This is a genomic window from Caballeronia sp. KNU42 (assembly GCF_053760385.1).
On sequence record NZ_CM132388.1, the window covers coordinates 2,734,438 to 2,755,392 of the forward strand.

The window sequence follows — 20,955 nt, forward strand, 5'->3', positions numbered from 1 at the left end:
TGAACGTCGGATCTCAAAGCGAAATCCGACGCTAGATGCGGCATTACGCTTTATCAGTTTGAGTAGTGGAATTCCCAAAATTCTTCGTTATCGGTCTCGAGAGTAAATTCGTAGGTATTTTTGTGGTATCGGATTAATGATTTTTCATCCGATCCGTCGACAAGCGATTGCAGAGCGGTCAGTTTCTTGCGAAGCTCAGTCATTCGAGAATTTTCCCACTTTACGCTAGGCGAGTCTTCTAAACTGATTAGATTTCGTCGTGCAGCTTGAGAAAATTCGTCTCCGTAGTTGAATAAATCAGGGTGGTATGGTTGACCATAAAAATCTGACAAAACAAACTTAAATACCTCGCCACTTTTTGCAATTTTCCTGAATTCCGCGATTTCCTTGAGCAGTTTTTCGAAGTCTTCCTCGGCTCCGGTTTTTCTTACGCTACGCTTGATTTCAGAGACTTCAGAGGCATCCTTCGCCTTTTCAAGTTTCTTATTCAGAGCTTTAAGCTCACTAACCTCCGACGCGTATTCCGAAAGTGTCTCTTGTGCTTCTTCTAGTTGATTCTTCACCGCTTGATGCTCTTCAGGCGACACCTTTTCCGGCACCCGCATGTTCTTCAGCAATTCCGGTAACGAACCCAAGAATCTGCGTCGCTCTGTGTCCCACTTCGTCACGCTCTTCGGCTTGAAAGATACTTTCGATATTAGATAATCTCTAAGTTCATTATATTTTATATCGTTATCTATTTTCGCCACCTGTGTCGCCGTAATGACGTCTTTGACGTCACTGTATTCCAGCGGCGGCACCAAAATTGGAAAAATTTTGTGCGACTTAACCCATGCGCCGCCCATCTCACACAGGCAAAATTTACTCTCAAAGTAATTCGGGGTCAGCAGCAACACCACTACATCGGGCGTTTGGATCTGATTGTTAATATGATCGATGAAATTTTCACCTGTAGGGATGCCGTACCCCTCAAGAGACGAGCAGAATATCTCTTCGCCAGGCACTCCAATTCCGTTTTCAATTAAATCGACGATGGCCGATGCGATGCTCGCGTCAACGACCGCGTGACTAATAAATATCGACTTCACCAACGAACTCCTTTGTGCTTATAGGTTGCCGAAACAAATTTGGCTTTGTCTCGAGGTAATTGGTTAAGCGGTTTCAAAGGGAAGGCGCCCCTGCAAACCTCGCGAGATGACTGCTGTCGAGCTTTTTTCGACAAAATAGGTCGTCGGTGCACATTCGCCAAGGGAGGAATCCTACACTCGGGGCTTTTAAATGGCGAGCGGCCGGTCAGCGGGAGCGGAGCAGACACTCCGATGTCCGAAATCCGCGAGTCACGAAGGACCCTTCTTGGCCGACTGTTGCCCGATGCATCTAGCCGTAACCGACACGTTGCGAAATTTCACGTCTGCCAGCAGCTCTTCATTCCATTGGGTGCCGCCCAACACGCGATCTATCGTTGGGAGAGGATCGCTGTAGGTTCAGCATTGACTGGTTACTTAAGCGCGCAATACCAGTTGCCCGCGTAGTCGCGATCCACAGTTTCCTGTGACTCGAACGTGAATGCAAGGTCAGCGATGAGGTCATCAGGGCAGCCGCGCACTCGAAACACATCCCTAAATTCATTCAATAGTGTTTTGTTCTCGGTCAATAGGGCGCGCTCTGCATCAGTCTTTGTCTGGATCAAAATCCATGTGAGGCTTGGCTCCATGCAAGTAACGTCGCAGTGTGCGACATGTCGCCGTGCCAGCACCCTTAAATCAGACTCGGCTAGCAGAGCTATCAGACGAAAACTAATTTGCATTGTTAATGGCGAGCCCCACGTCGTGACCTATCTGCACCGATTGTCAACCATGCACGCCGCAATGTCGATTGGCCGGTCCTGGCCGACTTGCGCCCGCTGGCGAGATCGGCAAGCTTTCAAATCACTCGAGCCTTTCCGGTCACACCGATGGATTCAGGTCTTGCCACAATGGCAGGCCGAAACGCCGCCGGAAATACAAGCCTCGCATCGCCATGGATAAACCGAACACGAGTGATCCGCCTAGTATCAGTTGCCAGGAGGGCATATTCATTAGCGGGGTTTGCCAATGCAACCGCAGAAATTCAAATACTGAGAAGCCGAACGCAAATAGCACGGTGTAAGCGATCCATGTCGTCTTGAACCCCCAAAATATAGGGGTGGCACCTTACAGCCTAAGCGTCGGATCAATTTCCAGCCTGGCGGCAAAGCGTTGTCGTCCAGCAAACCTTTTGCCGCAAGCATGCTCATCGCCAATGAAAGCTTTTTCTCAAATAGGGATGCCATCTTTGCTCCAGTGATCTGACCGGCAATTGCAGGGTTCGGCCGGCGCGGTTGGTCAGAAAGGACGCTCGATAATTGTCGCCGATTCAAGGCTCCGCGTCGAACGTCTCCAGTTGGCCGAACGCGGGCCGACGATGTACCGGCGGGGCGTGCCTGCATTGATCGGTCCGCGTCGGGCAGAACTCGACCCGTTTCGGACCTTGGACCTACCTTCACGTCTTCGTTGGCTTCTAGGGTCCTGCGGTCATTCAGCTTACCAGTCGTTATAAAGTCCTCGACCATTATCGGTTGGCTGATATTGCAGATACTTTTGTCCGAATTTGCTACTCATGTTGCTAGAAATTAGCTCAAGTACTAACTAGCATTCTACATAGCTTAGCGATAGGTATCGCTATCGAAGCAACTTCCTACCGTAAAATTATAGATATTACTGAAAAAATAAGAATACGCGATGGCGCAGCTTGCAAAAACAGCAGTTTGAATTCTCGAATTCAGATGCGCCAAGAGTGGGTTACATCCTGTTTCGATGGAGCAGATGATGTCTATGAAAACCGTATTAATCATAACCTCCATCGCTTTAGCGGTTATATTCGTTGGTTTTTCCCTCCCAGGACATGCACAGGTATCTGATACCCCCCCACCACCAAAAGGGGTTGCTCCTAACGCGTCCACGCAAGAAACCGTATTAAACGGTTTTTCTACGACGGATCTTCGCGATTTCCTGGCTCGCCGCCGAAACAAATCGATTGATAACTCAATCCCTTCTCCGCTTAACGATATTTCGAGCGAAGCGATCACCGACAATATTATCTATCGGGAGAAAAGTATCTACGGCACCGATCGTCGCAAGGATTTCTATGAGATACGCGATATAAAACAAATGGCCGCCGCGAACAGCGTGGCAATCCTCGTCAAATCCGATCACTATAAAGAAGAGGCCTCCACGTTGGAAGTTTTTGGAAGACGCCTTGGTGAAGAACTTGGTTTATGCAGCGATCAACAATACTTCGCACAACCGGTGGTCGGCTACTGTACGAGTTTTGTCATCGGCCCTGATACCATCGCGACAGCTGGACATTGCGTTCCAGCGAAAGAAGAGATGGCCAATGTTCGAATAGTTTTTGGCTTCCGTGAGCAGAGCAATGGAGCAGTTATCGGGCTTAGCCAAACCATTTTCAAGGAAGATGTCTATATTCCTACTACGGTGGTGGCAAGAGCACAGGAACCAAATGGTGCGGATTATGCAGTCATCAAGGTGGATCGCCCAATAACGAATCACGCCCCACTTGTGCTTTCCGTGGATAAAGATATAGCTGTCGGCGACGAAGTTTATGTGATCGGATTTCCCTCCGGTCTGCCGATGAAACTTGCAGACAATGCATTTGTTCGGTCGGTTTCCACGCGCGGATATTTCGTCTCAAATCTTGACGTCTTTGGTGGTAATTCTGGCTCGCCTGTTTTTATTGCTGGTTCAGAGACTGTAGCGGGCATACTGGTCCGCGGCGGAACCGACTACGTCGCCAAAGACAAATGCAACGTTGCATACGTATGCCCTTCAGGTTTTTCGGGTTGTCAAGGCGAAGACTCAACATCGGCAAAATTATTAGCGGGTAAAGTTCCAAAAGCCGTAGCAGAAAGCGTGCAAAAGCCAATCACAAAGACCTTCTCTTCGGGTCCGGTTCCTAGCGGCCCCATGAAATCTTTTAGCCGGTTATATGAGGTTAGATCAGATACGCCCCCTCCGGGGTTCAAGATTTCTGATTTTTCCGGAGTGTTAAATGGTGACCGTGCGTGCAATTCGTGGTCGACTTGCGCTGTAACAAAAGAGGGAGATCATGCGGTCTTTAGGTTCAGTTTGCAGGGGCATGACGAATGGCCATTTCCCGGTCAAGCATTGAGTACAGGCACGCTTATTGTAACGTATTCGCCAGAGTAAAGTTATTGAACGCTCCCTGCTAACTTATTGAAACGTAACGATGCACTGTTAGCAAGATGCGTTGAATTGGAAGTTAAACAGAGTCGCCCCACAGAAGGGCGATTTAATCTTTTCGCCGATTCCTATCACCGGTCCCCATTATTGCGCTAGCGTCGGCATTTCGCGCTGGCATGAACGTCTCGAACGATCAGAAAAAGGTATCAATCTCGTAAAAAGATGTCTAGGAATGGGGGCGGTTATGTATACAAGTTATTGGACAGCAGGACCGAAATTGCTCGGGGTCGCGCCTTTGTCGTTTATAGCTGTTTTATTCGCCTTGGCCGGATGCGCACCCACTGTGACTTATACGGCACTAGGTACAGCAAGGAATCCGAGCAGCAGAAATCTTGATGCTCTTGCGGAAGGGGAGATTTTATATTCGCTTCCGACAACTCGACTGACGCTAAAACCGGGATCCGCGAAAGAAGAAGAGTGTGCTAAAGCGGCTATCAAATGTTGGAACGGTGCGGCATTTATCCGGAGTTCGTTCGTAGCAGACGACGCGGTCGTCTATAGGGTGTCACCGGGCGGTCTCTCGTTGTTTTATGGCAAAACCGATTTGTCATCGAGCCTATATGACGACAATGAACCTCGATTGCCGAAGAGCGTGAGCGTCATTTACACAAATACAGGAAAAAACATTGCCGTCGCGGGAGGCGCAGCCTTCGTCAGTCTGGCCGGATTCGGCGTACCCTTTGCTGTCGGAGGAGCCCTGTTTGCAGCGATCGCCGCGACTGGCGTAGGAGGTGGCGAAAAAGCTTTCAACCTTTCGCAAAACTCGATTTCGCCGGTTCCGAGTTCCCTTATTTGCACTGCCAGCAGTGGTAAAAGTGATCGCACGACATACGAAGGCGGGATGGCAGCTGTTCCGAAGATTCCAACATTGCCGCCAGACGGTGCAATCATTAACATCGAAAGGCTTTCAATCGAAACTAAGGGCGGATGCTGGAGCTTACTTCGTAATCCCAAAGAGCGTTACTCACCGAGTGAATCAGCTGAGTTCTCCGGTTGGCTATTCCGAGTAATTCGACTTGAAAACTCTTCGACCCTGCCGTTATTCGCGCAAGAGCCGCTAGATTCGTTCGTTAGGAAAAATCAAACAGGGAAGATGTTCCCCGTCGTAGCATGTATAAACGTGAAGGTCGAGGTTGCTTGGTGGCAGGTCCCACGCAAGCCGGCCACAACGGACAATCCGTTCGATATACCCAGGCTTCAAGGTGAGATATTCAAGGTCGCCTCTCCACCATTCCGGCAAGATGATCTGACGTCAAGCGACGGCATAGTCGTCTCGCCAGAGATTCGACCGCTCGCACTTCCGAAAAACGGTCAAATTGCCGTCGGAGAGTTTTGTGGAGGATCGACAAGCCTTACTGCCACGTCGCTTTCACATGATACGAGTGATACCTTAAATGCGGTCATCAAGGCTATCGGCGACAGCAAAGATAAGGAGAAAAAAAATTGAAGACGAAGCGAACTGCCTACCCTATTCGCCGCGTGAAGTCGAAAATCTCGACTTCTTACGCCGACGCATATTCATGAACAACAAGATTCGCGCACAAGGCTCAGCATATCGCGTGGAGCCGCCGTTCGAACGTCCGCGTGTCAGCACGCGCCGACGTCCGCAGATGGCCGCGTGCCGCCCTACGCGACGGGCGCATGTCGACTCAAAACGATCCCCCGATCGTTCCGAAAAGCGCCAAGGAAAAGCATCGCGTCGATCGCGTCAAGCTAGCGGTCGTTCAGCAGCTCGAAGCCTTCGCGAAGCGCCGGAATACCTATCTTGATGAAATCCTGAGGACGCGACGTGAGCGGACATCGTTCGCTTTATTGATGTGATGCAGGTGCAGAGCAAAGCAAAACTCAGCGCACTCAGTTGTGGCTACAAAGGAACCAGCACTAACACAATCTTGGCATCGGGTGGGGAATGGCGTTCAGTATGGCCATCGATCACCCGTCGCTTTGTGTCAGAGAAGCTCTGGACTGCAGCGGTTGCGACATCAGCGTTATCTACTGATTCGATGTGCCCCCAAACGTACGTCGTCTGGAGATCGGAATCCGGCGCCGCTGGCAATCCCGCAGCCGCGGCGATCGCGGCGCGACAAACCGCCATGCTCGCGTCGTCCGTCGCACAGATTGTTGCCACTGTCGACAACGCTGGGCGTCGGACCAGGCTGACTCTCGATAGCGGAGGGGGCGGTAGGGGTGGCGTGTCAACCGCCGCGCAAAGCGACACCCTCCACCTCGGCGCTGGCGACGGCGAGGAAGCGGACGACGCAGGAGCAGCGACGGCAACAGGACTCGATCGCACGGTAGCATAGGGCAAGCCAGTGGCACCTAGTTTCGACAGCTCTGCCTGGCCAACGATCAATGAATCCAGCGTTTGGATGATCGTCGCAACAGCCAGTGGGGATGAGATCGTGTTTGCATCAACATCGGAGGACTCAGCGCAGAAAGTAGCCTGCGTGGGCAAAACGACCTTCGCGACTGACGGTTGTGCGAGCGAAGCCTCGCTCAGACAAAACAAGCCTGCAAAGGCCAGCCAGGCAAATAGACCGTTCATCGCAGGCATAGCGCCGCCTTGTCGTTGATTGAGGAGCCAAGGAAGAGCGCTTCATTGCCTATCGCAGTGGTCACGACGCTCTCTAACGGCGTCAACGCAGCGGCGATGGCCGCATTTGCAATGACATCGGCCCCGGGAATGGGCGTCGGTTCGAGTGCTGGTCTGAGTTGCACGACATCGCTCATTCCGGTGAACGTGGGCAATAAGCCACCAGGTTGGCAGACAGATGTCTTGTTGTTCTTATATTCCAATATTGCACCTGGCATGGAAGCAGTGACCGCAAAGGCATCGATTTCCGCCACATTGCGATACTCGAATGAGACCTCCGGGGTCGACCACTTCCACTTGCATGCGTAAACCTTGGGTGGCAACCAGCCCTGCGTGCAGATGCCGTTCGTCCATCCTTCGGCATAGGCGGCAAGGACAATCTTCGTCGGTTCGCTCTTGCACGTCGCCGCATGCGTCGAAACCAGTGTCGCCGTCATCGCGGGGACGATCGCCAATATGTCGTAGTTCCCCTGATCTAGCTTGATAATTCCTTGCAGTGTGGCAAAAGCAAGGTCGGCCCTCATGGGTACCAGGAGTCGACCACCAGAGTCAATATCGCCCGAAGTGCAATTGATTCTCGGATCGACGATCATCTGGGTCTTCTTGTGCGCTTCCGAGGTAGAGATCGACAGGGTTCCCGATCCGGAGAGCTTGGATGCATCGCCGTTCGCCACGAGGTCTAGCGTCGCCACAGGTTTGAGGCCGAAGTCGATGTCTTCGAGATGGTTCAGAACTCCGTTCAGGTGCAGCTTCATTTGACGAAGAATCGTCGCTTCGACGTAAGCAGGAGGTGGCGGCGATGCGGCTGGGGCCGAGGCGGCTGGGGCCGGGGCCGAGGCGGCCGCGTCCGCGGTGGGGGGGGCGAGGGTCTTCGTCTTCGTGATTTCGGCGATGCTGAGTTGGGCCGTAGCGTTGCTAAGGTGCACGCCGGCAACGGTTTCATAGTCGGCATTCTTGAGCCCTAACTTCAATCCTTGTATGTTGCTGTCGTCGAAGCGAATGATGTCGTTGTCAGTCGCAGTGACCGCAATGAGATTGTCGAACGTTATAGCACCGTCTGGATCCGCGACGAAGTAATCTTCATTCGTTTTCCTGACCTTCTCGACCCTGCTCGCGTCCACCGAAAAAGCCGTGATCGCTCCGCCTCTGATTTCCGAATATGTATTGTCGGATTGCAGCTTTTTGGCCGCGAAGACGCTGAGCTGTTTCACCTTTCCGACCGGATTGGTCACAAGTACATCCCCAAACTCGACCGTTGGGTTCGGCGTGTCAACGAGCTTGAAGTCGAAGTCTTCGGCGAAAAGTTCCCCAGCGGCAAAGGAAATCCTGGACCGGTTGAGGTCGTAGTCCAGCAGGACATTACCCCGGGAATTCAGATTGACGCCCAGCGTTGCGGGTGTTCCTTGGCTGCCTACCTGCACCTTAGGGTTGGCAACGACCATCGCGATGACATTCATCTCCAGGGTTCCGGAGCTCGTGGTGGCCACATGGACAAGCGAGGTGTTGACGACGTCGATGTCTGTCTGTGCAAAGGTGGGCCTTGTGCCGGCAAGGATGTCGGAGACTGCCGCTGCCGCGCCGATCCCGGCCTTGAAGTCGCTCGGCTGCACATCCAGATAGCTCTGTTTTAAGTCGGGCAACACCAGCACTATTTGCCCCTTCAGCTTAAGACTTTTGAGCGTCGCCTTAAAAAGGCCGGACTGGTCGCCCTCGGACAGCAAAAAGCCGCCGGTCGCCGCCGGCATATCAATGTCGATGGGTATCACGACTTGCAGCGCGCCGCTGGATGGCTGAACAGCCTTGAGCGAGACGGGAGCGTCGAACGATGCGCCAGCCAGCGACATTCCCGTGCTCTCCACAGTGGCCGAGACGTGGGGTCGACCGAGCGGGCCGTCCAAGGTCATCGTCAGGACACTGACCTTGCCGTCCGGCATCATGAAGCGGACTGCAGGCAAGGTTGGCTTCATGAACGTTATGTCGAGGTGTTGGAGGTTTTCTGCCGACAGGCTCGCGGCCGAAGCCTTGACGGCGCCCTGGACAAGTGCTGCTTGCCCCTTGATCCCGAACGAGACAGCCGGGCTGGAGTAAGCCACCCCCGACAGAGCTATGGAGGTAGTCACCACGTGTCCGTCTTCTGCAGCAATCGTTCCCCGAGTCGCTGCGACTGCGGCGCTGAACGACGCTGTGGTCATAGCGTGAGAATAGTTGGACCCTTGCAGATCGGAGTCGCCCAGCGTACCGGCCAAGCCATTGATCTGGATCGACTTGATTGCCGAATCACGGATCTGCATGCTGATCTGCTTGAGAGTCAACTGCGCGTGGCGCGAAGCGATAGGGCCCAGCGTCACGGCATCTACGCCGCTTTGCTGCGTTGCGGTGCCCGCAAGCTCGCCCGCAAGGACTCGTGCAGTCCCGATGGCAAGATTGAGCCGGAAGCACGTGTTCTTGCACGGTGTGGTGCGTTCGACGGGCGCAGCTACCTGGGTGAGGTTGCCCTGAATCGATAGGCCGCCGTCCATCGTGATACGAGCGCCCTCTATGGTCCTTGCCCACGTCTCAATGTCAAGGTCGCCGATCATTGAACCAGAGCTGATCTGGATATCGGACTTCGGATTGGAAAGCCACGCTTTGGAGCCCGCAAAATTGACTGCGCCGCCCATGACGGGGCGCCCGCCAGATAGGACCGAAACAATCTGAGCTTCCAGGGACCTCGGGGGGATTTCCCAAAGCGTCGCCTGGCCAGTGGTCGGGACGAAATTGCGGGCTTGCAGGTCGAGGCGCTGAAGCTTTCCGGAAATGATAATGGCGTTGCCTTCGGCGACAGTACGCTTTGCGATGGTCCCGCAGTCCTCGTACCACTGGCTTGGGGAAACCGGCTTCTCGAACACGTAGATCCAGCCAGGTTCGCCGCTCCCGTTGGGGTAGTGGTATTGCAATGGCACCCATTGTCCATCAGTCTGGGACTTACCCTCCAGCGTGCCAGGAGCCTGGCTGACGCCTTCCATGCAGAATTTGCCGATCTGCACCACTTTGGCGGCTGCGGGCAACGAGGCCGACACGAGGCAAAGCAGTAAGACTCGAAGTAAGAGCCGGCGCCAGGATACCTGCGGAGACAGTAGATAGCGCACTACATTCTCCCGACAAGATTGCCGATAAAGATGCAATCCCATAGCATGTTCTGGGATCGAGGATTGGTCTGGTCGTCGTCGGAGAGTTCCCAGATCCACAGGTTTTTGTCGGGTCGCACGTCGGCAGGCGTGGCCGGGCACGCCGCTAGTGCGCGCCTGGCCACGTCCTGCTTACTTTGGCCGGCCAGCCAGGCAAAGAAGGCGTTGTGGGGCTGCTTTTCCGCCAGCCCTCCGGCTGCAAGCCGCAGTGGCAAATCATCACCGGCGATTTCGCGATGAATGAGCAATCCCACTGCTACTAGGTGCTGCGAATATCCCGGCTTGTTGACTAAGGCGTCGACCTCAAGCATCGGACTCGCATGGGGTCCAAAAGTCATCGCCAATGCCGCCACTGAAATATCGGTCATCTGCAACTTTTGATAGTCGGCCTTGGAGATCTTGAGCAGTTGCAGAATGATGTCCGGAATCTGCAGCGACTGTACGGGCCTCGGAAAGGGGATAGAGAGGCCGTTCGCGGTCACGAACAGGCTGGCGTAGTCGCCTGGCCTGATCGTGCAACCTTTTTCGTCATCGTCGGTACAGAATCTCGGCAAACCCGGCGCGTAGCACACCTTGGGGTCTAGAGGCGAAGTCACCAAGCAAGGGCGATTCGTTTCGATCCACCCAAGCCACGCAGTGTAGGCGACGATTGCGCTTGCAGAGGCGCGTTGGGTCGACACGTAGAGATCAAGTCCAAGCGCCATGTCGGGCGAGAACGAATTGTGTTCCCTTAGCTTTGGCTTGGAAACGTAACGCGGGGATCGCTTCCATTCACCGGAACCGACAACCTGCGCTTTGGCTACCGCGTCGCAAGCTATTTTCTCGCCGGAATAGCAAAGCAATGAGTTGAAGAGCGTGGCATCTCCGTCGTCGCAGTCACCTTTCTTCGCCTGATCTGCAGACTCCTTGGCAGGGAATGCAAGCCCGGTGACTGAATCCTTGCAAAGGGGGGCGGCCTGCCGCCACATCGGCATTCTTGCCTGGAGGTCAGACGCCTCGTCAGCTACAGCGCAACGCGGCACCACGGCAAACAAAAGCGTCGCAACGACTATTGCAGGCAGACTCGATGCCATTCGATTCACGAGCTTCACGGACGCCCTCTCTTTTGTCTTTTTGCGGCACGTACATGGTTCGATTGAGAGCGACTCTGCGTCCGGTAAACAGCTCGTGCTCGACGCGAGGCTGAGACTTCGGTTTGTCCAAGGTTCACTAACCATTGAGAACGCACAGGCCGCCTCGATCACGCTCGCAGGTGCTCTAGCAAGGAAATTGCTTTGCCTGATTACTCAACCAGGTTGGACACCTCTGTTCGCGACCGGGAATACTTCGGGTCCAGTCATCCCTGTCCAAGCAAGTTCAACAATAGTCTGCCGATGGTGTTCTACCCGAGTGCACGAACTCTTGGAAGCGCTACAGGTTCACTTCCGCCTACACCACATGCGTAACACTCGTGGCCGTCTCTCTTAGGTTGTTGCCGGTGGCAGTCGACGGCCTAAGGTCATGCAGAGGGCGGCAAATTGGATATTAAATTAAATATGTATTCCGTCTTATATGCCATAGGGTCGTTATTTATTCTACAACCAACCTACTGACCTCTTGAATGATGTGTACCGATCTGGACTACGAATCATCCCTACGATAAGGAGAATAGTGAAGGGGGCGATTTTTTCAAGCAAGAGCTTTCGATGCAATGCGCGGTACCGCACACAGACCTTCTTGTATTACGCTACTCAAGTCGAAGCTTGGGAGGGCGTCCTTACACTCCTATCGAAAGACGCATCGGGGCAAAAGATCAAAAAAGCGCTCAAGTATCGACTACATTTGGAACAGTCGAACGGTTCTATGCCGCCGTCCGCAGGTCCACGCGGCAAGGAATTACCGCCGGAAGGCTTGTGAGGGAATGTCACTCTGCCCGAACCTTGCCGGTGATTAGAATGTTGCGCCAAAAACCGATCGTGCTCATCCGGAGGCGCTTTTCGTCGTTCAGGAGAAGTGGCGATTGCTGGACGTATTGTCGAGGCCGGCGCGCAAATCTGGTTAGGCCACGCAAGCGAAATATTGCTCGCGCCAGCATATCGGTGCTGGTAGTGGTTTACTCCTTGTGGATTGTCGCGATTGCCACCGGCGCGCCCAACTTGGGGAGGTCTTCTCGTGATCTAAGCGTGGGCGTCGACATCGACCCGCGAGAGCCGCTCGATAGTTATCTGACTATTTCAGATCGGGTTGAGCATGTGGCTCGGTCCGAAAAAGTTAGACAGTTATTGATTGATAAGGAAACGCAGTCTGCCGAACTCCCGATCTCCGTAGCTCTCTCTCATCGTGGAGTTGCTAACGGATCGGTCACCTATGCCCTGGAGTAGTCGCTTAAGTTGAGAAGAGCGACAAGCAGTACGACGTCGCGAGTGGCCGATCCAGTTGACTTTAGGGTGAGTATCCGTCTCTCGCCCATCTGAAGATCAATAAGAAATCGCATTAGCTGGCACAAAGACCACACCCAAGCGTGTTCAGCCTTTCCGACGTCGTTTCGCGACTAGGCCAAAGCTTGTATTCCAGCGCCCTGACACTACACTCAGTTGACCATCGGTCGCAGAGCCGTGGCTACAAATAACTGGAGGTCTATCATGGGTGACAACGAACATCATTCCGCCGATACGAATATCACGGGTAATCCCGCGATCTGGCGTCGGGTAGCCTTCGAAAATGACTACGGTGACAATTTCTGCGATTGGGATGTTGGCTCCTATCTCGACATGTACTCGGACGGTCACGTCGAGGTATGGAATACCCACTTAGCGGACAACCGGACCGATGACGTTAACTTTTTCATTGAGCTTTGGTTCATAGAAAACGGTAACCGGATCAATCCAAATGAGTTCGTGTTTATGGTCTTTGAGGGGATGTCTAATGGAGGGCACAAGGAAGACATCATGGTTGTGTTTCCCCCACGACCCGATCTGGTCGAGTTTCAGACAAACGGGCGAACCCTTTCATGCTACCGCCACGCCTACACGGTCGACCCGGACAATAACAACACGCTTCCTAGCCCGGCCATCGTCATTCGTCCATCCTGATAACGCCGATAACGAAGGTGGTTTGCGCAGCAGAAGGCTATGTGCAAAACGATGACAATTAGCTACGAGTTCAATCGCATCGTGCCCGGGTCGTCCGGTTGGGCGATTTGGCGTACGCAGCGTGAGGCGCAATTGTGCGACTCAGTCTGAAGACGAACGGGCGATTTCATGCCCGAGCCCGCTAATACCGGTGAGGGTTCAATTTGCTTTGAACAGATTGAAAACGCGCCCCTGGGTCACCGAGACGCACTCGAATCTCTTCCAGGTGCGGTCATTCGTGGCCGCCCGGTTCGGCTCATCCTCAGATGACCGCAAGGGCCGACGAAGCAACGTTCGTCATCCTCAATCGAATGGCCGTTTGCTGAGCGAAGCCGACGTCTGAACGTCCGAGCGACGGCATGGATGAATGGCGCCTCATGGCCGATCTCGGAAGTTCGATGTCGCTCCCGGGCCAACGGTGTGGCGTTGTGCAGAACTTCCGCAGTCGATCTTCGTCGTGTGGGTCAGCTACGAACGTAAGCGCCCGGCAAAGTCAGGGGTGAGCTCAATCAGGGTACAGATGGTACCCAGTTATGGGGAAGCAATTCGGCGATCTTATCGGCCCGCTGTGTCGGCAACCGCGTGAGGACGTCTTTTAAGTATGCGTACGGGTCGTGCCCGTTGAGCTGTGCGGAACGCACCAGACTCATGATGGCAGCGGCTCGTTGACCAGCGCGTAGAGAACCTGCAAATAACCAGTTCGCCCGTCCGATTGCCCAAGGTCTAATCAGATTCTCGATTCGATTGTTATCGATGGGCACGTGAGGATCGTCGAGATAGCGCGTGAGCGCCTGCCAACGCTTGAGGTTGTAGTCCAGTGCTTTGGCGATCGGCGAGCCCTCGGAGACAAGTTTGCGCTGTGCGAGCATCCAGACGTGCAACGCCTGTGCAATTGGCCGGCCTCGCTCCTCACGAATCGCTCGTCGTTGCTCAGGGTCTAACTCGGCAGCGTCGCGCTCCACGTCGTAAAGCGCCACGAAGAATTTCAATGCCTGCTCGGCGATCTGGCTCTTCTTGCTCGCATGCAGATCGAAGAATTTTCTCCGCGCGTGCGCCATGCAGCCAATTTCCGTGATGCCCAGTTTGAATCCTGCTTTATAGCCGCTGTAATCGTCGACGACCAGCTTGCCACGCCAGTTGCCCAAGAAGGCGCGGGCATGTTCGCCAGATCTGCCGTCGGCGAACTCGTACACGACAGCGCGCACCTCTGCAAACTGAGTCGACGTGTAGGCCCATAAATAGGCGCTATGCGTCTTCCCTTTGCCGGGGCTCAACATCCGCACCGGTGTTTCGTCTGCATGTAAGACGCTGTGGCGCAGCAGTTCCTCGCGAAGTGCGTCGACCAAGGGCTGCAAACGTACACCGCATACGCCCACCCAGCCGCCGAGCGTCGATTGTGGAATTGCTAGGCCAGCCCGGGCGAAGATGCGTTCCTGCCGGTACAGAGGAAGGTGGTCGCCGTATTTGGCAACCAACACCTGCGCGAGCAAGCCATTCGTCGGAATCCCTTTGTCGATCACATGCGGTGGCACCGGCGCCTGGATCAACGTCTCGCACGCTTTACATGCCCACTTCCCACGGATGTGGCGCTCAACAGTGAACACGCCCGGAGTGTAGTCGAGCTTCTCACTGATATCCTCGCCGATGCGCACGCGTTGGCAGCCACAGGGGCAGCTCAACTCCGTCGGCTCGTGATGGATGTCAGTGCGCGGCAACTGGGGCGGCAACGGCAAGCGTTTGGCCTGCTTGCGGGGCTTCTCCTGCGGGGCGTCCGAACGAAGTTCATTCAACTCGGCCTCAAGCGCTGCCAAATCCTCGTCAATCGCTTCGTCGAGCAGGCTCAACTGCTCGGCAGTGAACTGTTCGCTACGTCTGCCGAATTGCAGGCGTTTGATGACCGAGAGCTCATGGGTGAGCTGGTCAATGCGCGTTTGGCGGTAGTGCGATTCACGCGTCTTCTCGTCGACCTGGGTCATCAACTGCCGCGCAAGTGCGCGCAGTTGATCGGGGTTCAGGGCATCGAGATCAGTGGGTGAATTCATGCCCCCAAGTTTGCCAGCACCTGCACGCCGGGGGAATCGAAACTGTTTACGTCATTTGCTATACCACCGCGATTACGTGGTCGTGCGCCAACGTCTGCCAGGGCAGCCCGATCACGAGTGCGCGCAGTTGCTCGAGATTTAACGTCTCAGCAATATCACTATGACCATTGGCCCAAACGAAATGACCTTTGTTCAAGCGTCGTGCGGCAAGCCAGACGCCAAAACCGTCGTACACCAGGACCTTCATGCGCGTCGAGCGCTGATTGGCAAACAGATATGCATGATGTGGCCGTGCGGACCCAAATACCTTCACCACGCGAGCAAGGATGGTATCAGCGCCGGCACGCATATCGAGGGGCTCGGTCGCAAGCCAAATGGCGTCGATGCGGATCATCGCAGCACCTCCCGAACCCAAGCTGCGCTGTCACCCAAGCAAAGCTGCGGCCACAGCACTGACACGGTTGTGCCATTGCGCTGAATGTCGATACGCACGTTCGCTTGCGCCGCGTCGGGCGCTTGAGCTATCGGCGCGGTCATTGGCAACGCGACGAAGGCAGGCTTTACGTCGACAACAACCGATTTGGGTGCGGGCGGCGCAGCGTCACTGGAATCGGCGGCATCTTTAATCCAACGCCGCAGCACATTGGGGTTCAGACCATGCGAAATCGCCACGGCTGAACATGAGACGCCAACCTGGCGACATTGTTCGATAAGCTCTGACTTAAACGAGGTGCTGTAGGTGCGCCGCGTGCGCCCGGTCGGAATGTCTTGGGAAATAGTGTGCACGTGTCCGCTTCCTGATCGTGGAAACGTATGCTCTTACGCCAAAGAATAGAAAACCAGATGAGATTGCCGGGTGCTTACCTACGAACCTCGGTATCGCCAGCCACAAGCGCCTCAATGGCAAAAAGTATGACCGCTGGCAGGCTTGCTGGTGAATGGCGCCCACCTGCAACCGGGTGTTCAGTTCGCGTGCTTCTGTCACGCTCGGATAGTTATTCTGGGCTTAGAAGACTGAGAGCGACGGCGCGTGTGCCAAAGGTGGCTCTACGAGCCACGGGCTACGCCCGCTCGCGCCCTTAACCCCGATACAAGGCAAAGGCCGCAGGCTAGGTCCGCGAGATCCCTGCCTGCGGATGGCAGTCCGCTATGAACTTCAGCATCTCGGTGGCGTCCTTGGTCAGATAGAAGCGCACCATCTTTTCATTGAATATCTCAGCTTGGGCGGCTGGGTTGCTGATCGCGTCAATGCCGTGGGACATCAACACCCCATTCATCATGTGACGGGAAGTCCGCTTGTTACCATCAAAGAAGAATTGCTGCAAAGCCCCGAACAGGAAGAACGCAATGGCCTTCTCGAAAGGACTGTCGACATGCTCGTCCAGCGCCGCGACACCCTGAGCAAAGATCTCCTGCAGATTGGATCCGCCGGCGATAGTCGGCAGTGGAGTGAGCCGCCCATGCTCGCCAAGCAACACGTCGGGCGTGAAGTGCGTCTCCTGTCCCTCGCCTCGAAACACGCCCCATTCGAGCGCTTCGTTGCAGGCCACGATGCGGTGCAGTTCGACGAAGATCGCCTTGCTAAGCGAAAACGCTCCGGCGCGCACCAGCGCCAGCAAACGCTCGCTGCTTTCGGCGAGCGCAAGAATCTGCGCTTGGTCGGAGGCACTATGGTCGCTGACCGTTACGCCAGCCAGCAACGCTTTGACTGCTGGCAATGTGAATGGGTTGCCTTCGAGCACGCCGGCATCCCACACGAATTCTGCGAGATTCCGGTGAAAGTGAAGACAGACGTGCTGTACAGGGTAGGTCGGTACGTCAGCTCGGACAGCGGACCGATCCCACTGAAATCCAAGCGCATCAAAAAGTGTCATGTCGTCAAGCCATAGTGCGGATGTCGGATCGGATGCGTAAGCATTTGTTCGGCAAAGCACCGAAAAGTAAGCGTTTTTAATACCGCGTAATTGTTTTTTAGACAACACATGGTGCACCGGATGCAGCGGGTGGAGATCGAAATCAGCGATCCTGCTGGGGTGCGTGCCGCACGCGCAGGACCTCGACGCGCTCAGTGACGCGATAGACCACAATGTAGTTGTGTTTTACGACGAGTTCACGCGTGCTCGGGATGCGTCCGGCCCGATAGCGGTTCAGGTCCGTGGCGAGGGTGTCGGCCGCCGCGCGGATCGTCAGCGCCAGGTCGATGGCCGCGCTCGTGCTGTCCTCGCTGATGGAGTCGATGATCGACAACAACTGCGCGATGGCACGGGGCAACCGGACAACGTCCACCTCGCTCATGCACGCCTTCCGTTTGACCTACTTCTGGATCTCAGCGGCCTTGGCATCGAGCCTGGCCATTGCACCGCCATGCGAGATCTTCTCCACGCGCGGGTCGTCCGCATCTTCGAGCGCCTGCAGGATGTCGGTCTCGAACGCAGCGGCGTGCTCGGCGCGCTGGTGCCGCGCCTTCATGTCGGCCGACTGGTCGGGTCGGCTCCATGCCTTGGCCTTCGGCGGATGCGTGTCCCATTCATCGAGCGCAAAGCGGCAGGTGACCAGGCCGACCTCGCGCACGACATTGAGCGCCGCGCCCGGTTCGCGGAACGTGCGGCGTTCGCGGCCATTCGAGGTCACCAGTTCGGCCACGCCCGCTTCACGCGTTTCCAGTTCGACGTAAAAAGACTTTTTTTCAGCGGGCAGGATTGCGGACAGCACACCGCCTGCCTTGACCGCAGCACTGGCCTGAGCCGGAACAAACCTTGCCCGACGCATCATTGGTGCTCCCGTACCTTTCAAGGCTGTCGCCGACATATGAGACACCTCCCTGATTGAACCCGCTGAGCGCTGCGGCCGTGTTACCCACGTCGCGTGCGGCCATCACGTGAGCGAGGCCGCCCACGGCCGCGCGACTAAGCTGACCGGTCTTGTACGCATCGAGCAAGCGTTCGAGCACGCGGTCCATCGCGCGGCGGTCCTTGTCGGTGAGTTTGCCTTCGTTCACGGTCGTGTCAGAGTAGATGATGTATTCACGAGGTAATGTATTTTGCAACACGCAATATAGTATTACGTGGCCTTTTTACCAGAAGGGTGATCAGGGGACGGTGAGCTTATACGGGAGGCGGCGCTGCGGGCGAGTAGACATAAAAGGTGTTCTCGTCCGATGCCGTGTTTCGCTTCGCTACACTGCCAAGAGGCACTGGAGATCAACATGGAAACTGTCACGCTTGGCGTCGCATCGCGCGAGGCCGTCAACAATCGTTTTTTGGATGCATTCGCAGGGACGGCGCAAGGGCCGCACATCACATTCGAATCGGCTGAACTGCTATTTCAAGTCCTCACACAACGGCGCTGGAACATCGTTAGCTCGATTACGGCCGCAGGGCCTGTATCGATCCCTGAGATTGCGCGACGCGTCCGGCGCGACGTTAAAGCAGTCGATCGGGATGTGCGAGCGTTGCTCAATGCTGGCATCGTGGCGCCGACTGCCGACGGCGCGATTGTCATTCCCTACGCCGCTGTCCGCGTCGACTTTGTGCTAACTGCAACGCGCAATTGATCTGATATCGAACGCTCGCACCGGACCAGTCGCCCCGAGCACTGCGCGCCGCTATTGACCAACATACCGTTCTCACGCAGTGCAACATGCGACTGTGCCCGTTACACTGGCCGTTCGTTCATTGTCGCAGTGGGGTTGTTGATTCGTGACGGACTACAACGCTGACTTTGCGCTTTGGGCCGAAGAGCAGGCCGCCAGATTGCGCGCCGGCAAGGTCACGGAACTGGACCGCGACAACATCGCGGAAGAGCTGGAGAGTATCGCGCGTGCGTTGCGACGCGAACTGGTCGAGCGCCTTGCGCGACTGCTGCAAAACCTGCTGCACTGCGAATACCTGGACGGCCTTCGATTGCCCATGTGGTACACCGCGATCCAGGAAGAGCGCAGCATGATTCCGCGCCTTCTCGAAGACGCGCCGAGTCTCGACCAAAACTGGCACGAGACATACACCAAGGCGTGCGACATTGCGCGGGAGAACGCCTGCAACACCACGGACTCGCTGCCGTGGTCCTGCCGCACGAATGCCCGTACAGCCGCAAACTCGCCCTTGCTGTAACTTTCTGGCCGGGTCTCGGCGATGACGCAGTACGTAAGGTCGACGCGGCCAGCGAGGCCGCAAGGCGGCTTGCCAATCTCGGCGGCACTCGGCCGGGCATTGAAGGCGCACCGCGTCGTCGGCAGGAGCGCGATTAGGGATAGACGTGGCGCTGTCTCAGCCCGGAGAACGGCCTGACAAATTCAAGCGGCACTGCCCTTAAGGGCATCATCGGTGCACCGCAGCGGCCCGTTACCGTGGAAGATATGCACGCGGCGGCACAGGAGCGGGCTATGAGCACAAAGAGCTGGATCGGGTCTCACACGGGTGAAAACGGTGACCCGTCATGGGGTCTCTATAAGGAATTGTTCGAGCGTGAGGTGGTTTATCTCGAGCTGACAGGCGTCCAGGTTGACGTGCGCATGATCGATGAGAAGTCACCGACCGTGCTGCTTCGCCTACCTGAGGCACCGCACGACAAACTTGCCTGCTGCGCTCAAAGGATGGCACGGCGTCGCAATGAAACAGGATGGACATCGCCTGCGGCCACCGGAGACACCGCGCACCGACCCTGAGCGAAGCGGAATCCGAAGCGATCGCACGCAGGGGCACATGCCGCGCCGTGCCCGTGCGCGATGCCCGCCCGAGCTATATCCGGCTGAGCTATATCCGGCTGAGCGACATTCCGCCGCCGTGGCAGGACGCGTTTCGTGCTGCACTGCGCGGCTCGGCTGCGCCCTTAATTGAGGGCGAGGACGATTGCGCGTGGGCGTGGGACTGGACGGACTGGCTGCAGGGACGTTTTCCGTACGGATGAATAAACGGGCACGGCATGGCATGGCTGCCCGGCTTGATCCCAGTGCGGTGGTCCGGTCGCATGGCGCTGGAATATACTGTTTTTATACAGTGTTTTCGAGCGACCGCAATGCTCTTTCAAGTCACATCAATGCGCTTTCACGGCAAAGCCCTCGACCAGCATCAAGTCCGCTCGGCCGAAGCGGTACGGGCTAACATCATCATTTCGCTCAAAAACGTGACGGTGTTGGGGCGTTATTCGGACGTGGCGAGCGCGCGCACGGGGGGCAAGGTGACAACGATGCGCTGCTGCCGGACCTATATGACTGTCGGCCGTCGCACATGGGCACGAATGGGTTTGTCCTGGCAGGGCTGCAGATCGAAGGATCGATAGCGTTCGCTCAAAATTGGTGGTGTCGGCCGGCATGAACGATGGCGGGTCTGCCTGTCGGCTTAGACTCGCTACACTGACCACGACTACCCCGTTGTTTATTAGAGTCCGCAATGACACGCAAAAAAACGAAACTCGCCCACCAGCTCGTGCAGTTTGACCCGTCAGATACGCTCGCGAATGGCCGCACGCCCATGAAGCCGTGCACAGTGCACGAAAACAGCTTTGCGGATCTCGCGCGCCAGGTCGAAAAGATGGTGGCGGAGTCGGGAAACCCAGAGGGCTTTGACGCGGGGCAGTGGCTCGCTGCGTGGATGGAGCGCTCAGTTCCGGCGTTGGGCGGCAAACGCCCCGCCGAGTACATGGCTACCGCCGAAGGTCGTGCGTTGATTTCCCGGCTGCTTGCGATGATGCAAAGCGGTGCGTACGCGTGAGTGTCTCGATGGCTCGGCATCACTGTGTAGGAGCAAA

19 protein-coding genes and 1 pseudogene are annotated in these 20,955 nt (G+C 55.8%); 9 read left to right on the top strand and 11 right to left on the bottom strand.

All coding sequences use genetic code 11. From position 1 onward, the window contains the following. Positions 1 to 53 precede the first annotated feature (53 nt). Positions 54 to 1,088 (bottom strand): TIR domain-containing protein, encoded by a 1,035-nt coding sequence (locus tag ACSOSP_RS12305; RefSeq protein WP_455306967.1) that lies wholly within the window; start codon positions 1,086 to 1,088, stop codon positions 54 to 56. 858 nt (positions 1,089 to 1,946) lie between these two features. After that, positions 1,947 to 2,590, bottom strand: a pseudogene (locus tag ACSOSP_RS12310) (DUF6404 family protein). Between the two features lie 262 nt (positions 2,591 to 2,852). Between ACSOSP_RS12310 and ACSOSP_RS12315 the strand changes: the two are divergent. The 3 genes from ACSOSP_RS12315 (at position 2,853) to ACSOSP_RS12325 (ending at position 6,119) form a co-directional block, all read left to right on the top strand. Further along, entirely contained in the window at positions 2,853 to 4,244 is a 1,392-nt protein-coding gene (locus tag ACSOSP_RS12315; RefSeq protein ID WP_455306969.1) for a trypsin-like serine peptidase, read from the top strand. Positions 4,245 to 4,482: 238 nt separating this feature from the next. After that, positions 4,483 to 5,745 (top strand): hypothetical protein, encoded by a 1,263-nt coding sequence (locus ACSOSP_RS12320; protein ID WP_455306971.1) that lies wholly within the window; start codon positions 4,483 to 4,485, stop codon positions 5,743 to 5,745. A gap of 194 nt (positions 5,746 to 5,939) precedes the next feature. After that, positions 5,940 to 6,119, top strand: coding sequence for a hypothetical protein (locus ACSOSP_RS12325; protein WP_455306973.1), 180 nt, complete (start codon positions 5,940 to 5,942; stop codon positions 6,117 to 6,119). A 720-nt stretch (positions 6,120 to 6,839) separates the two neighbouring features. Here the strand turns inward: ACSOSP_RS12325 and ACSOSP_RS12330 are convergent. Both ACSOSP_RS12330 and ACSOSP_RS12335 read right to left on the bottom strand, forming a co-directional pair. Beyond that, positions 6,840 to 10,019: a hypothetical protein gene (locus ACSOSP_RS12330; RefSeq protein ID WP_455306975.1), complete on the bottom strand. Its 3,180-nt coding sequence runs from the start codon at positions 10,017 to 10,019 to the stop codon at positions 6,840 to 6,842. Beyond that, on the bottom strand, positions 10,019 to 11,149 hold the full coding sequence (locus tag ACSOSP_RS12335; RefSeq protein ID WP_455306977.1) for a hypothetical protein: 1,131 nt from the start codon (positions 11,147 to 11,149) through the stop codon (positions 10,019 to 10,021). The genes ACSOSP_RS12330 and ACSOSP_RS12335 overlap by 1 nt, the downstream gene beginning before the upstream one ends. 1,530 nt (positions 11,150 to 12,679) lie before the next feature. Between ACSOSP_RS12335 and ACSOSP_RS12340 the strand changes: the two genes are divergently transcribed. Beyond that, positions 12,680 to 13,129, top strand: a complete 450-nt coding sequence (locus ACSOSP_RS12340) for a hypothetical protein (RefSeq protein ID WP_455306979.1) — start codon at positions 12,680 to 12,682, stop codon at positions 13,127 to 13,129. Positions 13,130 to 13,677: 548 nt separating this feature from the next. Here the strand turns inward: ACSOSP_RS12340 and tnpC are convergent. The 7 genes from tnpC to ACSOSP_RS12375 all read right to left on the bottom strand — a co-directional run bounded on the left by tnpC (position 13,678) and on the right by ACSOSP_RS12375 (position 18,208). After that, the gene (tnpC, locus tag ACSOSP_RS12345) at positions 13,678 to 15,210 is read right to left on the bottom strand and encodes an IS66 family transposase (RefSeq protein WP_455306981.1); all 1,533 of its coding nucleotides are present in this window, start codon (positions 15,208 to 15,210) and stop codon (positions 13,678 to 13,680) included. A 58-nt stretch (positions 15,211 to 15,268) separates the two neighbouring features. Further along, on the bottom strand, positions 15,269 to 15,604 hold the full coding sequence (tnpB, locus tag ACSOSP_RS12350) for an IS66 family insertion sequence element accessory protein TnpB (protein ID WP_408501606.1): 336 nt from the start codon (positions 15,602 to 15,604) through the stop codon (positions 15,269 to 15,271). Continuing rightward, complete coding sequence (locus ACSOSP_RS12355) at positions 15,601 to 15,996, bottom strand: transposase (RefSeq protein WP_455306983.1); 396 nt, start codon at positions 15,994 to 15,996, stop codon at positions 15,601 to 15,603. Before ACSOSP_RS12355 ends, tnpB begins: the two co-directional genes overlap by 4 nt. 323 nt (positions 15,997 to 16,319) lie before the next feature. Next, positions 16,320 to 17,084, bottom strand: a complete 765-nt coding sequence (locus ACSOSP_RS12360; RefSeq protein ID WP_455306985.1) for a cell filamentation protein Fic — start codon at positions 17,082 to 17,084, stop codon at positions 16,320 to 16,322. A gap of 142 nt (positions 17,085 to 17,226) precedes the next feature. Beyond that, positions 17,227 to 17,505: a type II toxin-antitoxin system RelE/ParE family toxin gene (locus ACSOSP_RS12365; protein WP_455306987.1), complete on the bottom strand. Its 279-nt coding sequence runs from the start codon at positions 17,503 to 17,505 to the stop codon at positions 17,227 to 17,229. A gap of 18 nt (positions 17,506 to 17,523) precedes the next feature. Further along, positions 17,524 to 17,922: a hypothetical protein gene (locus ACSOSP_RS12370; protein WP_455306989.1), complete on the bottom strand. Its 399-nt coding sequence runs from the start codon at positions 17,920 to 17,922 to the stop codon at positions 17,524 to 17,526. After that, positions 17,897 to 18,208, bottom strand: coding sequence for a hypothetical protein (locus ACSOSP_RS12375; protein WP_455306991.1), 312 nt, complete (start codon positions 18,206 to 18,208; stop codon positions 17,897 to 17,899). The genes ACSOSP_RS12370 and ACSOSP_RS12375 overlap by 26 nt, the downstream gene beginning before the upstream one ends. A gap of 207 nt (positions 18,209 to 18,415) precedes the next feature. Between ACSOSP_RS12375 and ACSOSP_RS12380 the strand changes: the two genes are divergently transcribed. From ACSOSP_RS12380 to ACSOSP_RS12400, 5 genes are all read left to right on the top strand, one after another. Beyond that, positions 18,416 to 18,763 carry an HVO_A0114 family putative DNA-binding protein gene (locus tag ACSOSP_RS12380; RefSeq protein ID WP_455306993.1) on the top strand — a complete coding sequence of 116 codons (348 nt, stop codon included), beginning with the start codon at positions 18,416 to 18,418 and terminating at the stop codon, positions 18,761 to 18,763. A 145-nt stretch (positions 18,764 to 18,908) separates the two neighbouring features. Next, the gene (locus ACSOSP_RS12385; protein WP_455306995.1) at positions 18,909 to 19,319 is read left to right on the top strand and encodes a DUF29 domain-containing protein; all 411 of its coding nucleotides are present in this window, start codon (positions 18,909 to 18,911) and stop codon (positions 19,317 to 19,319) included. A 272-nt stretch (positions 19,320 to 19,591) separates the two neighbouring features. Continuing rightward, positions 19,592 to 19,873: a hypothetical protein gene (locus ACSOSP_RS12390; protein WP_455306997.1), complete on the top strand. Its 282-nt coding sequence runs from the start codon at positions 19,592 to 19,594 to the stop codon at positions 19,871 to 19,873. Beyond that, entirely contained in the window at positions 19,828 to 20,115 is a 288-nt protein-coding gene (locus tag ACSOSP_RS12395; RefSeq protein WP_455306999.1) for a hypothetical protein, read from the top strand. Before ACSOSP_RS12390 ends, ACSOSP_RS12395 begins: the two co-directional genes overlap by 46 nt. A gap of 482 nt (positions 20,116 to 20,597) precedes the next feature. Then, complete coding sequence (locus ACSOSP_RS12400; protein ID WP_455307001.1) at positions 20,598 to 20,918, top strand: MbcA/ParS/Xre antitoxin family protein; 321 nt, start codon at positions 20,598 to 20,600, stop codon at positions 20,916 to 20,918. Positions 20,919 to 20,955: the final 37 nt, after the last annotated feature.